Here is a 13,791-nt window from a genome sequence, read left to right on the forward strand (position 1 = left end):
AGTCTGTGTCTCAGGATTCTGGCCTGTCAAGTCCAGAACTTGCCACCCACTTCTGGCCCAGGTGAGCCAGAAGTGCTGATAGGGTCGCGCCATGTCAGGAGAACGCGAACTGACCGCGAAGGGCTTGGCCACCCGCGAGCGCATCGTCGAGTACGCCGCGGCGGTGACGCGCGAGCGCGGCGCGGCGAACACGCGCATGGAGTGCGTCCGCGTCGCCGCGAACGTCAGCAACAGCCAGCTGTTCCACTACTTCCCGCAGGGGAAGGCCGAAATGATGGTCGCCGTCGCGCGGTACGAGGCCCGCACGATCCTGGCCGACCAGGAGTCGCGGCTGCGCGCGACCAGGACCTGGCGGGCGTGGGACGAGTGGTCAGAAGCGCTGTACGCGCACTACGAGGAGAACGGGACCCGGTGCGGCCTGGCCGCGCTGCTGGGCCAACTGGACCAGGACGCGCCGGAGGTGCGGGACGTCCTGGCCGGTCTCCTCGAAGCCTGGGAGCGGGTGGTGGCCGACGGGATCCGCGCCATGCAGTCGGCACGCAAGATCGATCCCGGCCTGGACGCGGACACAATGGCGGGCACGATCGTCACCGGCGTCATCGGCGGCATCGTGATGATGACCGTGACCGGCAGCACCAGTCGGCTGCGGACGACGCTGCGCGCGTCGATCGCGACCCTGCGGGGCGCCGCCCGTCAGTAGGTCCCGCCGAGCTTGCGGTGGTCCCAGCTCGCAGTGCCCGTCGGCGTGAACCGCAGACCCACCCGCTTCGCGGCCTGCGCGCGCACGAACCCCTCCAGCTCCGGGCTCTGCCCACCGCCATAGCGCGTCGACACCGCGAGCCCGATCCGGACGACCTCGTCCGGGTCGGTGACCAGCTCGACGTCGCACTCCAGCGATACGCCGCGCAGCTGGTCGTAGGTCTCCCCCGCCTCCACCTGGAGCGTGGCCAGCGGGCTGCGGCGCAGGTTCACGACCTTCTGCGACCGCCCGTAGGTCCACCCCTCGACGGCGTCGCCGGTGCGCACGAACCACAACGGCACCAGGTGCACCCGACCGTCCGGGTTGACGGTGGCGACGGTGACCACGCGCTCCTCGTCGAGGAACGCGCGCACCTCGTCCTGGCTCATCCTGATCTGCTCACGACGGGACACGACGAACACCCTAGTGCGACTCGGTGGCGGTCATGTCCTGCAAGCCCACTCGATACCGCGAGGCCGCGCCGATGGTGGTCGCCGAGAACGTCACGAGGACGCCCACGACCGCATCGGCGTGCGGCAACCGCCCAGACAGCACCGCGAGCACACCCGCCAGCACCCAGCACCGCCAACCCAGGGGCGGCGAGTGGGCTGGACGGGGCTCGGCCGGCAGGATCCGTTGTCGCCGGGACCAGAAGTGCTCCCCTGCGTCGGTGGTGCGGACGAATCCGCACCACCGACGCCGGGGAGCCCCTAGTCCGCGACCAGGACCTTGCCCATGCCGCCCGCGCCGCGTTCCTGTTGGCGTCGCACCAGCCAAGTGCCCGGCGCGACGCCGCTGCCGCCGTGTTCGGGGTGGACGAGGTAGGCCGGGGCGGTGTTCGTGAAGACGGCGATCGCCAAGCGGAGCGGATCGCCGACGTCGGTGGTCCAGCGGCAGGTGTCGGGGTCCGCCACGAGCGTGTGCGGGTTGTTGCCCGCGACACCGCGGACCAGTTCCACGCCCTCCGGCGGGACCTGCCGCCAGTAGACGTGCCCGAACATGGTGACTGTGCCGAGGAGGTCGAACGGGATGACGATCAGGTCTCCCTGTGCTTGCAGGCCGTCGACCACGGGGACGGCGGTCTGCCTCTCCAGGTGGTCGAGAACGGAGAGTCCGGTGCGGTCGAGCAGATCGGTCAGGTTCATGGTGATCACCTCTAGGTCCGGCGCCGCAACAGCGCGTACTGGGAGCCGACAAGGCCGTAGGTCCAGGCCGCGGCGTCGATGGGGTCGTCGAACCAGGGCGGCACGCGCAGGCCGTAGCGGCGGCGGGTGCCATCTCGTTCGAGTGAACCGTTGACGGCGAGCAGCAGCCGGGAGGTTCTGCCCCACTGCTCGTAGGGCAGGTCGTAGAGGCTCAGTTCGCCACCGGGGTTGCCGGGGTCCTGGGCTCGGCCGACGAGCGTGAGGCCCGCTTCGGCGATGAACCGCGCCCAGCCGAGGTTCTCGATGGCGCAGCGGCGGACCTCGACGTTGGGTTCGGCGCCGATGAGGTCGACGGTGGGGGTGTCGACGACCCACGCGGGCACCGTGGTGCCGTGCCAGCTGTGGATCGCCCAGCCGTCCGGGAAGACGACGGCGGGACCGCGCGCCGAGTGGAGGCGGGTCTCGCCGTGCTCGCTGCCCGCCACGGGTTCGGTGTGGACGGTCGTCGGGCGTTCCGCGATCACGCACCGGCCGTCGCGCGGCCACCACCAGCCGCACGAACGGGCGAGAGTGGTCCACAGCTGCAACTGCGCCACGTCGGCGGCCTCGAACCGGGCAGGGCCGAAGCGGTGGTGCGCGTCGTAGTGCGCCACCCAGGCCGCCTCGTGCTGGCCGTACCAGCAGACGCCGGACCGGGTGGGGATCGCCGAGCGGATGGCCGCCGCGACGGACTCGTGGGCGACCCGGTGCACCGGGTCGCGGACGGCCGCTTCCAGAGGTGTCGGCCGGGCGGGCGGGTAGGGCTCCCGATGTGCGCCGGTCTTCCGATCCAGCCGTTCCCGCAGGGACGACAGCACCGAAGCCAACCGGCTCTCCAGCGGCCACGGGCCGTCGACGCTCAGCGGTGCCGACGGCGGGAGCAGCGGCTGGGCGGCGGCGGGCGAGCGGACCCAGACGAACGCCGGAGGAGGCTCACCCGCCAGTGCGTAGAGGCCCGTGATGGCGGCCTCGGACGCCTGCCGGTCCGCGGGTGCGGTGGAGAGGGCGTGCCCGTACCACTCGGAACGGAGATCGGTTGTCTGCCACCGGAAATCGAGATCGCGGGTCGTTCGCCCGCGGAGGGCGTTCACAGCGCCAGGGCGCGATCGCCCTTTCGTGTCGTCATGGCGGGGATCATGGCAGGCCGTGCGGCCACGGCACAACCCCCGATCCCGATCATGTAACGCGAACGGCGGCGCTCCCGACGTAGCGGGACGGATCCCGTCGGTGTCGACGGGCAGGCGGGAGGACCGGCGGTGGCCCTGTTCGGTGGCAAGGAGAACGCGGAAGTCGCCGCGCTCCAGCAGCAGGTGACGGCGGCGCAGGCCACGATCGCCGAGCTGCGCGGGTGGGTGGGGCAACTGCGCGGCGCGGAGACCGGTGCGCTGGAGGCGGAGCTGCGGCGGTTGCGGTCGTCGGTGGAGCAGGCGAGGGGCGAGCGGGCGGCGCTTGGCGCGGAGCAGCAGCAGGCTCGGGGCGAGGTCGACGCATGGCGGGCTCGGCTCGTGGAGACACGGGAACTGGCCCTGCTGCAGGAGGTCGGTGTCTACGAGTACGCGCATCCGCTGGACGACGCATTGGCGTACAAGGATTCCCTGGCCGCGCTGAAGCAGCGGATCAAGGAAGCGGCCAAGGGCGACGCGGTGACCTGCCAGGTCGACTGGGCGGTGAACGGGTCGGTCAAGGAAGGCCAGAGACTGGGGCGGGACATGGCGAAGCTGATGCTGCGCTCCTACAACGCCGAGGCCGACAACGCCGTGCGCGCGGTGAAGCCGCACACCCGCGAGGCGGTGAAGAAGCGGTTGACGACGACGCGGGACACGGTCGGCAGGCTCGGTGTCCTGATGCGCATCGTCATCTCGCCGGACTACCACCGGTTGCGGCTGCACGAGATCGACCTGACGTCGGACTACCTGGTGAAGGTCGAGGCCGAGCGCGAGCAGGCGAGGGCGGAGCGCGAACGGCTGCGCGAGGAGGCCAAGGTCTCCAAGGAGATCGAGCGGGAACGGGCACGGCTGGCGAAGGAGCGGGCGCACTACACCACCGTCGTCGCGAAGCTGGAGGCGAAGGGGGACCCGGCGGGGCTGGAGCGGGCGCGCGAGCAGTTGGCGTCGGTGGACAGCGCGATCGCCGGGATCGAGGAGCGGGCCGCGAACGTGCGCGCCGGGTACGTCTACGTGATCTCCAACATCGGCGCGTTCGGCCCCGACGTGGTCAAGATCGGCATGACCCGCAGGCTGGAGCCGATGGACCGGGTCCGCGAACTCGGCGACGCGTCGGTGCCCTTCCGCTTCGACACCCACGCCCTGTTCTTCTCCGAGGACGCGGTCGCCCTCGAGACCAGCCTTCACCACAAGCTGGCGCATCGGCGGCTGAACCTCGTCAACCCGCGCCGCGAGTTCTTCTACGCCACCCCCGCGGAGGTCCGGGACCTGTTGGTGTCGTTGGGGAACGACCACGTCCTGGAGTACAACGACATCGCCGAGGCCGTCGAGTGGCGGGCGTCCGATCCCGGTCGACGCGGCGGACCGGGAACCGCCGGGGCACAAGCGGACGCCGACGGCGATCTGTCCGACGACGGCGGCGAGTGATGACGACGTCGCGCCCCGCCACGTGGTTGCCCGATCCGCTGGACGACGCGCTGCTGCGCTACTGGGACGGCCTCCACTGGACGTTCCACACGGTCGAGCGGAGGGTCGAGTTGGCGCCGGTCGTCGAGGTCGTGCCGCAGCCCGTGGTCCCGGTGCTGCGCCCCGACGTGGCCCAAGCGCTGGAACGGGTGCGCGGCATGCTCGTGGGGTCGATGAAGGAGGTCGGCCTCCTGGGTGGCCATCTCGGCTCGGAGGAGCGGGTGCTGGCGCTGACCAGCGCCAGGGGCGAGGGCACCGGCGTGCTCGCCTGCACCGACCAGCGGCTGGTCTTCCTCTTCGACGGCCTGCTGCGCAAGCAGTTCCTGCACGTCCACTGGAACCAGGCGAAGGCCGTCGTCTACGACCAGAACACGAGGGTTTTCGCGGTGTACACCACGAGGCCGGCGAAACGCGCCGTGCCGGCGCTGGCGGTGCGGGTGGGCAACCTCTCCGACGCGCAGGCCGTGGCCCACGCGGCGCAGCACGCCTCGGCGGCTCCCCGGCTCGACATCGTCTGATAGGACCGTCTGCCCCGGCGGTGGTCGGGCCGCCCACCGGGTGGACGCACCTCCGGGCGTCACTCCGGCCGCCGGGTCGGGTGGTCGCTCGCGAACCGGTTGAGCGCCTCGCGGTCGGGTTGCGCGGTTTTCGCGAGGAGACTGGCGACGTGCTTCTCCACGGTGCGCGGGGAGATGAGGAGCCGCTTGCCGATCTCGACGTTGTCCAGGCGTTCGGCGAGCAGGCGCAGCACCTCGTGCTCGCGGACGGTGACGCCCCTCGACCGGAGGGGCGCGGGCAGGTCGCCGGTACCGCCGCGGTGCGGTGCCGCGGACACGCCCGCTTGGCCCAGCAGCACCCGGCAGGCGTTGGTGACCGCGGGGACGTAGTCCTGGTGGAAGTACGCCTCGGCCTCGCGCAGCCAGTTCGCGGGTGCGCCCCAGCCGTCGGTCAGCGCGGCCTCGGCGGCCAGGCGCAGGCCGAGGTGCCGGGCCATGGCGAAGGGCTCGGACACCTGGAGGTGCTCGACCATGGCGGCGGCGGCCGCGGCGGACTGGCCCGCGCGGCCGAGCAGGACGGCCTTGGCCAGGTGCAGGAATTGGCGGTTCCAGGCCAGCGCGCCCGCGGGGGCGGCCGCGGCCTCCTCGTACTCGCGCCACCCCGCCACGCCCGCCAGGACGCCGAGCAGGACCCGCAGGCCGTACCGGCCCGCCAGCACCTGGTCGGCCGGGTTCCGCTCCTCGCTCGCGATCGCGTCGTCGAGCGCTCGCACGGCCTGCGGCCGGTCCTCCTCCAGCAGGGCGCAGAACGCCTCGCACAGGCCGTGGGCCAAGGGCGTCCGGTGGGACCCGCGCCCGTTCCACCGGTCGAGTTCGGCGAGCGCGCCCGCCATCCCGGCGCGCCTGCCGCGGTGGGCGGACATCGCGGCCTTCGCCACCAGGACGTGGCGGATCGGGTCTCCGAGCCGCATCCTGGTCACCACGGGCGCGCAGTGGTCGGCGAGTTCGGCCGCGCGGAGGAACTCGCCGCGCAGCACGGCGACCATCACCAGGTCGACCTCCAGCAGGTACCCCTCGGTGACGGCGCCGACCTGGAACGCGTGGAGGTGCGCCCGCCGCAGCTTGACCACGCGCCCGGAGCGCAGGTTCTCGTTCACGCCGGACCGGGCGAGCGCGCGCAGCTCGACCGAGCGCAGCCGGTGGTGGTGCGCCAGCTCGCCCATGCGCGTGAAGTGGCCGTCGGACTCGGTGAGGTCCTGTTGGCGGGCAAGGGTTCCCAGCAGTTCCAGGGCCTCGCACGCCACCTCGGGCAGGTCTGCCCGCCCGGCGTCGAGCAGTGCCTGGCGCGCCAGCCGCTCGGCGACGGTCCCGCGATCGACGTCCTGCGTCCGCAGGGCCAGCGCCGCCGCGATCACGTCGACCTCCGCGGTGAGTCGCGGCGCGGCGTCGGGTCCGAGGAGCGCGCGGGTGACCGCGATCTCCTCGGCGCCCCGCGCCCACAGCCCGGCGCGCACGGCGACCCGTGCCAGCACGGTGTGCAGGGAGGCCTGCCGCTCGACGCCGAGGCCGGGGTCGTCCAGATCCGGTGCCAGGGCGAGGGCCTGGTCGACCCGGCCCGCTCCGGCGAGGGCGTTGAGGAGCGGTTCCAGCACCGCCACCCGTGCCCCGTCGTCGGGGGACGGCAGGTCGTGCGCGCGGCGCAGCAGGTCCACGGCGGTCGCCGGCGCGCCGTCGGCGAGCATCCGACGACCCGCCTCGGCGAACAGTCCCGCGGCGGTGGGCAGATCGCCCGACCGCAGCCGGAGGAACGCGGTGGCCGAGCACCACTCGCCGGGAAGGCCGGGGTGTTCGGCTTCCAGGACGTCGGCCGCGCGTCGGGCCAGCTCGGCCCGTTCGCTCGCGCCCAGCCCGGCCAGCAGGGCGTCCGCGGTCAGGGCGTGGCGGAACGAGTACCACTCCGGCGCCGGGTGGTCGGGGGCGACCAGCCGGGCGTCGACCGCGGAGCGCAGGTGCCGGAGCAGGTCGACGCCGTCCAGCCCGCACACCGCGCGCACGACCGACAGCGGGAACCGGCGGCCCAGCACGGCGGCCACGGCGAGCAGGGCGCCCGCCTCGGGGGCGAGGCGGTCGACCCGGTGCGAGATGCTGAGCACGACGGTCACCGGCACGGGGACGTCCTGCACCGACCAGCCCGACGGCCCCGCCACGAGCCCGCCTTCGGCGACCATGCCGTCGAGCAGCTCCTCGACGACGAACGGGAGTCCGCCGCTGTCTCGGAACAGCCGGTCCACCGCCGCGCCGGGCACGTCCTCGGGCCGCGCGCCGAGGCATGACGCGACCAGGTCCCGGACTCCGAGCGGGTCGAGGCGGCCCGGCTCCACGATCGTGACACCGGACCGGCGTCCTCCGCCCAGGACCAGTTCCCGAGCCGGTCCGGCCTGGGAACGGGCGGTCGTCAGCAGCACGACCGGCAGGCCGACGAGGTTGTCGGCGAGGTGGTCCACGATGGCCAGCGTCTCGGCGTCCGCGTCGTGCAGGTCCTCCAGGACGATCAGGCATCCGACGCCCCGGCCGAGCACGGCCAGCAGCCTCAGCAGGCCCTCGGCGACGACGAGCAAGGACTCCTCGTCACCGAAAGCCGTGGTGTCGCGCCATTCCGGCAGGAACCGGGCCAGCGAGGCGCGGTGGGGCGCGAGTTCCGGATCGGTCGGCAGCCCGCTCTCGCTGGTCAGCGGGGACAGCGCCTCGGAGATCGGCCGGAACGGCACCGGCGCGCCGCTCGCCCGCCCCGTCCTCGACCGCGGTGATGAGCACCCGCGACTCCGCCTCGCGCCCCACCATCCGCGGCGAAGGGACCACTACCACCGTCATGCCCGCCCCCCGGCTTCCATCGTCGGACCGTCAGCGCCGGTCGTCCGCGGAGGTCCCGTAGCCGAAGCACGGACCGGAGGCGGACGGCGGTGGGAACGCGACCAGGGACCAGGTGTCAGCGTGCGCCTGTGGCGGACACGCGGAACCGGTCGGTGGCAGCGTGATCTCCCCCGCTGGATGGGCCGGACTCGGCTCCCGGTCGAGTTCCCACCTGGCGTCGGGGTCCTTCCACAGGCGGACGGTCTCGGCGATGTCGGCGGCTGGTGCGGTCATGGAGTCCTCCGTATCCGGGAACCGGGTGGTCTGGTGCCGCCCGGGGGTTCAGTGGCGCGGCCGGGCCGCGTCGAGGAGCAGGACCGCGGGCACCCGGTCGGGGAACCCGAGCCTGAGCAGTCCGTGGCCGATCCCGGCGAGGCCGGTGAGCAGCCCCGGTGTGCGCACCCCGTTCGGGGTGCCCGCGACCGGCCCGCTCCGGTCGATCGACGACAGCAACCCGCCGATCCGGCGCGGCGCCTGGGCGGTGGCGGCCTCGTGGCCGCGCGCGGCGGCCGTGGTGATCAGCTCCAGCGCGCCCAGTTCGCCGTGGCACAGGCTGTGGTCGGCCGCGGGCGGTCGGCGCAGCACGTCGTCGACGGCCCGGTCGAACGCCTCGGCCGTGCGGGGATCCGGGTGCAGCGCGAGGACGTCGGCGCAGGCGAGCCCGACACCGGCGGCTCCGCGGCACCACGTGCCGTCATCGCCTTCCGCGCTGTCGGCGCTGTCGGCGAACACGGGTTCGCGGCGAGGTCCGCCGTCGGCCACGGCGAACCGCCACAACGCCCACGCCATCCCGGCGCCACCGTGGGCGAACCCGGTCGTCGACGGGTCGGCGGCGCGTTCGAGCAGCCCCGCGCACGCCGTGGCCGCGCGCCAGGCGGAGTCGAGACCGGTCGTGCGGTGCACCGCGAGCATCGCGGCGAGGCACCCGGCGGTGCCGCCCATCAGGTCGTCCGCCCCGTCACGGCCGACCTGCGCCGCGGCGACGTCCACCGCCGTCGCGGTCCAGTCGCGCAGGTCCGGGTCGTCCAGGAGCGCGGCCAGGTGCGCGAGGGCGTAGGCCAGACCACCGAGGCCGGCGAACCCGGTGGGCACGGCGGCCTCCGCCCGCCCGAGCCGGTCGAGCAGTGACGGCACCTGGCTGACCGACCGCAGGGCCGCCTCCGCCCAGCGCCGGTCGCCGGTGATCCCGGCGAGCTGTCCGAGGAACAGCGCGACGCCGGGGAAACCGCTGGTCACGCTCGCGCCGAGGGGACGGACCTCCCACGACCGGTCGTGCTCCAGGCCGATCCAGTTGACCCGTCGGCCGTCGTCGTGCGCGTCGGCCACGAGGGTGTCGGCGATGGCGCGCGCCGCCGCCAGCAGGCGTTCCGGGTCGGGGCGGTCTTCCGTCGTCCGTCCGCGCGGCCGCGGCCGGGCCGGGTGGGCGCCGCGGGTGGCGAAGGACGCGCGGAGCACCCACTCCTGCGTCCGCAGGTCGGCAGGCCCCATCGCCTCGACCTTCCTCCGCACCCGGTCGAGACCGGTCTCCCCGAGCGCGTCCGGGACGCGGATCCCCCTCGCGGTCAGGATGTCGCGCGAGGTGGGCGTGGTGGTGAACAGCGGGATGTCACCCGCCCACAGGTCGGCCAGCTCGTGCTCGACCAGCCGTTCGCGCGACGGGTCGGCCTCCGAGGTCCACAGGTGGCCAAGGACGCGGTCCCGGTCGAGCGCGTCGCGCAGCACGTCGGGGTGGGTGGACTCGTCGAGCAGGCGCCCGTACTCGGCGGTGTCGCGCACGATCACCCGGACCACGTCGGTCGCGAACGCGTCCAGCGGCCCACCGGGGGCGAGCAGGTCGGACCGGTGGGCGCGCACGGCGTCGTAGGCCGCGCGGAACCCGGCCACCAGGTGTTCGACGTACTCCCCCGGATCGACGGCCACCCCGTCCAGCCGGAGCCGGTTCTCCGCTCCGGCGAACACCTCCGGCGCGCGCACGAGGCGCATCCGGTCGGTGCCCGCGCCGTCGAACCCGACGACGTCGTCGGGCAGCACGGCCCCCTGGTCACCGCCCACACCGGAGATGTCCAGCACGCCGTTCGCACCGGCCGTCGGGCGCGGCAGCAGCGCGGTGCGCAGCACGGACGACTCCAGCGCGCGGGCCGCCGGGTCGTCCACCAGGTCGCGGTGCGGCCACACGGGGTGGAACAGCGTCTCCACGTCCACCAGCACGGGCTGGTCGCCGCACGCCACGAGGTTCTCGAAGTGCTGGTCGGTGCCGTCGAGCACGTGCAGCAGGGCTAGCAGCGCGCCCTGCCGGTGGTGGAACAGCCCGACCTGGGCGATGTCGAACACCTGGTGGTGCGCCGCGAACTCCGCCCACGCCCAGTCGCCTCGGTCGAGCACGCCCAGCGTGCGCAGGTCCAGCCCCGGCAGCACCGAGTTCAGCCACGTGACGACCTGGTTGAAGTGCCGGTGCACGGCTGGAGGACGCGGCTTGCAGACCACTCGGGTGCCGTCGGCGAAGGCCAGGACCGCGACGGACCGGCCGCCGCGGTGCGTGTCGCCCGTCCCGGTGTCCACCCGTGCCAGCGGTCCGGGATCGCGGCCGCCGAGCAGCCCGCCGACGATGTCTGCGCGGTCGGCGGCGTACCGGTGCAGGAGTTCGGTGAACGCGGCGGCGGCGAGGTCGGCGTTCTGCCACAGCAGGCGGGCCAGCACGGGGTACTCGGTCAGCAGCGCCGTGCGCCCCGCGCGGGTGCCCGTGCGCCGGGCGAACGCGGCGAACCGGTCCTCCGGCGAGTCGCCGTCGAGCAGCCCGGTCACCCGCGCCACGTTGAGCTCCAGCACGAGGGTCCGCGTGGCCGTCCACACGAGGGTGCGGCGCAGGGCGTCCGCGAACCGGTCGACCACCTCGTCGGCGTCCACGAAGACCTCCGGCCCGAGGTCGGCGACCTCCGCGGCCACCCGGCTCCGGGCGTCCTGCGCGAACGGCTTCACCACGACCCCGAACGCGCTCTGCCACGACCCGCCGTCCACGACCGCCGGTCCGACCGCGCGGTCGACCACCCGCTCGACCTCGACGGCCCATGCGGGTTTCGGCCCTCCCGCTGAGCGCTCGCGGAGCAGCCGCAGCAGGTCGTCCTCGTCGACCCCCACCGAGGCCAGGCGCCGGGCGGAGCCGTGCTCGGCGCGCCACCGGTCCAGCCGGACGCGCGCACGCCGTTCGGCGGCCTCCGACACGACGGCCCCGGTCCCGACTTCGGAGGCCAGTCCCTCGGTCAGCGTCCTGCCGCCGAACCACCAGCCCGCGTCCCATCCGCCCGCGTCCACCCCAGCCCCTCCGACCCCGCGCAGGGCCTCCCCGGTCGACGGCGTCTCCACTCGTGCACCACATAAGGAGTGGAGCCGACGCCCATGGATACAGGAGATCGGCGTTCGGGGGAAACCGACCTCTCCCACCAGGCGTGGAATCCCTGAATCGTTGCACCGGAACGGTTCTCGCACTTGGCCGGCAGTGGCGGGATGATCGGGTCAGCCATCGGAAAGCGCTCTCCTCCGAGCCGGGGCCACCGGGGGCGGTGGACCCGCCGAAAACCCGTGGCCGGATTTCCGAACCGCGGGCGCCGCCGAACCGTATTGAGGGCATGGGAACCGTGTCGCGGCGTGCGCTGATCACCGGCGTCGTGGCGCTCACGGCACTGGGGGCGGGGTCGGCACGGGTGGTCGACCCGTTCACGCTCGGCGTCGCCTCCGGTGATCCGACGCCGGACGGCGTCGTGCTGTGGACGCGGCTCGCGCCGTACCCGCTCGCCGGGAACGGCCTTGGCGGGATGCCGTCGCGGGTGGTCGAGGTGAAGTGGGAACTGGCCGCGGACGAGCGGTTCCGGCAGGTGGTGCGGCGCGGCAGCGAGTGGGCCCGGCCCGAGTCCGGGTTCAGCGTCCACGTGGAGGTCGGCGGGCTGGAGGCGGGCCGGGAGTACTTCTACCGCTTCGCCACCGAAGGGCACCTCTCGCAGACCGGCCGGACCAGGACGACGCCCGCGCCGGGGACGATGACCACGCCGCTGAGCATGGCGTTCGCGTCGTGCGCCCAGTACGAGCACGGCTACTTCACGGCCTACCGGCGGCTCGCCGAGGACGAACCGGACCTGGTGCTGCACCTCGGGGACTACCAGTACGAGTACCGCAAGGGCGTGCACGTGGCGCCCGACGGCAACGTCCGCGACGTGGACGGGCCGGAAACGGTGACGCTGGCGGACTACCGGCACCGGTACGCGCAGTACAAGTCCGACGCCGACCTGCGGGCGGCGCACGCGGTCGCGCCCTGGGTGGTCGTGTGGGACGACCACGACGTGGCCGACAACTGGGCGGGCTCCCACTACAGCAAGCCCGAGATCCCGCAGCCCGACTTCCCCGCCCGCCGGGCGGCGGCCGCGCAGGCCTACTACGAGAACATGCCGATCCGGAGCAAACCGCGGGGCTTCGACCTGCGGCTCTACCGGCGCGTCGGTTGGGGCGGGCTGACGACGTTCCACATGCTCGACACCCGGCAGTACCGCGACGACCAAGCCTGCGGGGACGGCATCAAACCCTGCCCGGAACGCTGGGAGCCGAGCCGGACGATGCTCGGCGCCGAACAGGAGAAGTGGCTGCTGGACGGGTTCCGGAACTCGTCGGCACGCTGGGACGTGCTGGGCCAGCAGGTGTTCTTCTCCCAGTACGACCACACCCGCGGCCCCGTGGAGGCGACCAACCTGGACGCCTGGGACGGCTACGCCGCCGACCGCGACCGGGTCGTCGCCGGCTTCTCCTCGGTGCGCAACGCCGTCGTGCTGACCGGCGACGTGCACGCCGCTTGGGGGGCGGAGATCAAGGAGCGCTGGGACGACCCGGCGTCGCGGACGGCGGGCACCGAGATCGCCGGGACGTCCATCACGTCCGGCGGCGACGGGTCCGAGGTCTACCCGGAAACCCCCGAGTGGTTCGCGGAGAACCCGCACATCAAGTACTTCAACAACAGGCGCGGATACGTGCGCACCAGTTTCTCCGCCGACGAGGTGCGGGTGGACTACCGCGGACTCGACCGCGTTTCCCGCCCCGGCGCCCCGGTCTCGACCAAAGCGTCCTTCGTTGTCGAGGACCGGGTGCCGAGGCTCAATCCCGTTTAGCCGGAACGGGATCTACAGGAACTTGTGGGACGCGTTGTTGTCCGAGAGCGTGCTGTTCAGATTGCCCTTGTAGCCCGCTGCGATGGGCTGGAACGTCCCGCCGTAGTTGGAGTTGTAGTACACGCGGACGATCCCGCTCGTGCGGTTCCAGACGGACCTGGCGTTGTTCTTGATGCACTGCCCCTGACCAGTACCGGGCCCCTTGAAGTCGTAGCAGGTCGGCTGCGTCGTGCCGTAGTCCGGCACGGAAGTGGTGAAGTCCGAGATCGACCCGGTGTTGTTGGCACCCCAGTAGTAGCAGAACTCTCCTGAGTCGCACACACCGTTGCGCGCCGCTGCGGACGCGTTGGTCGTACCGGACATCACCAGCATTGCGGCCCCCACGACCGCGAAAGCAGCCTGGCCGAACTTTCGATTGAACGCGAACATGCTTTTCCTCCCCTTGTGACAACACGAATTCCACGTGCAGGGGAACGGCTGCCCGGTCTTGCGCGAAACCCCCCGGCTTCGCACCGATCGGACCGGGCACACCGATCCCCTCATCCCCTTCTGACCCCCCTGACCCATCCCCTCCCGCGCCCGCCATTCACACCAGCTGACGCGATCCATTCGAGCGTAAGCTGAGATGAACCCGATCGTCAACCTGGATGGAGGGAAAGCCTTTTTCACATTCATCTGAGCTGG

General features: G+C 72.8%; 12 protein-coding genes. 4 read left to right on the plus strand and 8 right to left on the minus strand.

The window, feature by feature from the left end; translation table 11 throughout:
* Positions 1-91: 91 nt before the first annotated feature.
* Positions 92-700, plus strand: a complete 609-nt coding sequence (locus tag RM788_RS02870; protein WP_315929904.1) for a TetR/AcrR family transcriptional regulator — start codon at positions 92-94, stop codon at positions 698-700.
* Here the strand turns inward: RM788_RS02870 and RM788_RS02875 are convergent.
* The 4 genes from RM788_RS02875 to RM788_RS02890 all read right to left on the minus strand — a co-directional run bounded on the left by RM788_RS02875 (position 694) and on the right by RM788_RS02890 (position 3,014).
* Entirely contained in the window at positions 694-1,152 is a 459-nt protein-coding gene (locus tag RM788_RS02875; protein WP_315929905.1) for a pyridoxamine 5'-phosphate oxidase family protein, read from the minus strand. The genes RM788_RS02870 and RM788_RS02875 overlap by 7 nt on opposite strands.
* 10 nt (positions 1,153-1,162) lie before the next feature.
* Positions 1,163-1,315: a hypothetical protein gene (locus RM788_RS02880; RefSeq protein ID WP_315929906.1), complete on the minus strand. Its 153-nt coding sequence runs from the start codon at positions 1,313-1,315 to the stop codon at positions 1,163-1,165.
* 134 nt (positions 1,316-1,449) lie between these two features.
* Positions 1,450-1,884, minus strand: coding sequence for a DUF8820 family protein (locus RM788_RS02885; RefSeq protein ID WP_315929907.1), 435 nt, complete (start codon positions 1,882-1,884; stop codon positions 1,450-1,452).
* Positions 1,885-1,895: 11 nt separating this feature from the next.
* Entirely contained in the window at positions 1,896-3,014 is a 1,119-nt protein-coding gene (locus RM788_RS02890; RefSeq protein WP_315929908.1) for a DUF6745 domain-containing protein, read from the minus strand.
* Between the two features lie 165 nt (positions 3,015-3,179).
* On the opposite strand from RM788_RS02890, the gene RM788_RS02895 reads away from it, so the two are divergent.
* Together RM788_RS02895 and RM788_RS02900 are read left to right on the plus strand one after the other, a co-directional pair.
* On the plus strand, positions 3,180-4,514 hold the full coding sequence (locus RM788_RS02895) for an SNIPE associated domain-containing protein (protein WP_315929909.1): 1,335 nt from the start codon (positions 3,180-3,182) through the stop codon (positions 4,512-4,514).
* The gene (locus RM788_RS02900; protein WP_315929910.1) at positions 4,514-5,071 is read left to right on the plus strand and encodes a DUF2510 domain-containing protein; all 558 of its coding nucleotides are present in this window, start codon (positions 4,514-4,516) and stop codon (positions 5,069-5,071) included. Before RM788_RS02895 ends, RM788_RS02900 begins: the two co-directional genes overlap by 1 nt.
* 59 nt (positions 5,072-5,130) lie before the next feature.
* On the opposite strand, the gene RM788_RS02905 is transcribed toward RM788_RS02900, so the two are convergent.
* The 3 genes from RM788_RS02905 to RM788_RS02915 all read right to left on the minus strand — a co-directional run bounded on the left by RM788_RS02905 (position 5,131) and on the right by RM788_RS02915 (position 11,320).
* Positions 5,131-7,818, minus strand: coding sequence for a helix-turn-helix transcriptional regulator (locus RM788_RS02905; protein WP_315929911.1), 2,688 nt, complete (start codon positions 7,816-7,818; stop codon positions 5,131-5,133).
* Between the two features lie 133 nt (positions 7,819-7,951).
* Complete coding sequence (locus tag RM788_RS02910; protein WP_315929912.1) at positions 7,952-8,194, minus strand: mersacidin/lichenicidin family type 2 lantibiotic; 243 nt, start codon at positions 8,192-8,194, stop codon at positions 7,952-7,954.
* A 48-nt stretch (positions 8,195-8,242) separates the two neighbouring features.
* Positions 8,243-11,320, minus strand: coding sequence for a type 2 lanthipeptide synthetase LanM family protein (locus RM788_RS02915; protein WP_315929913.1), 3,078 nt, complete (start codon positions 11,318-11,320; stop codon positions 8,243-8,245).
* 263 nt (positions 11,321-11,583) lie between these two features.
* On the opposite strand from RM788_RS02915, the gene RM788_RS02920 reads away from it, so the two are divergent.
* Entirely contained in the window at positions 11,584-13,107 is a 1,524-nt protein-coding gene (locus RM788_RS02920) for an alkaline phosphatase D family protein (RefSeq protein WP_315929914.1), read from the plus strand.
* A 12-nt stretch (positions 13,108-13,119) separates the two neighbouring features.
* On the opposite strand, the gene RM788_RS02925 is transcribed toward RM788_RS02920, so the two are convergent.
* Positions 13,120-13,536 (minus strand): peptidase inhibitor family I36 protein, encoded by a 417-nt coding sequence (locus tag RM788_RS02925; protein WP_315929915.1) that lies wholly within the window; start codon positions 13,534-13,536, stop codon positions 13,120-13,122.
* Positions 13,537-13,791 lie beyond the last annotated feature (255 nt).

The sequence above is a fragment of the Umezawaea sp. Da 62-37 genome (genome assembly GCF_032460545.1).
Taxonomy (GTDB): domain Bacteria; phylum Actinomycetota; class Actinomycetes; order Mycobacteriales; family Pseudonocardiaceae; genus Umezawaea.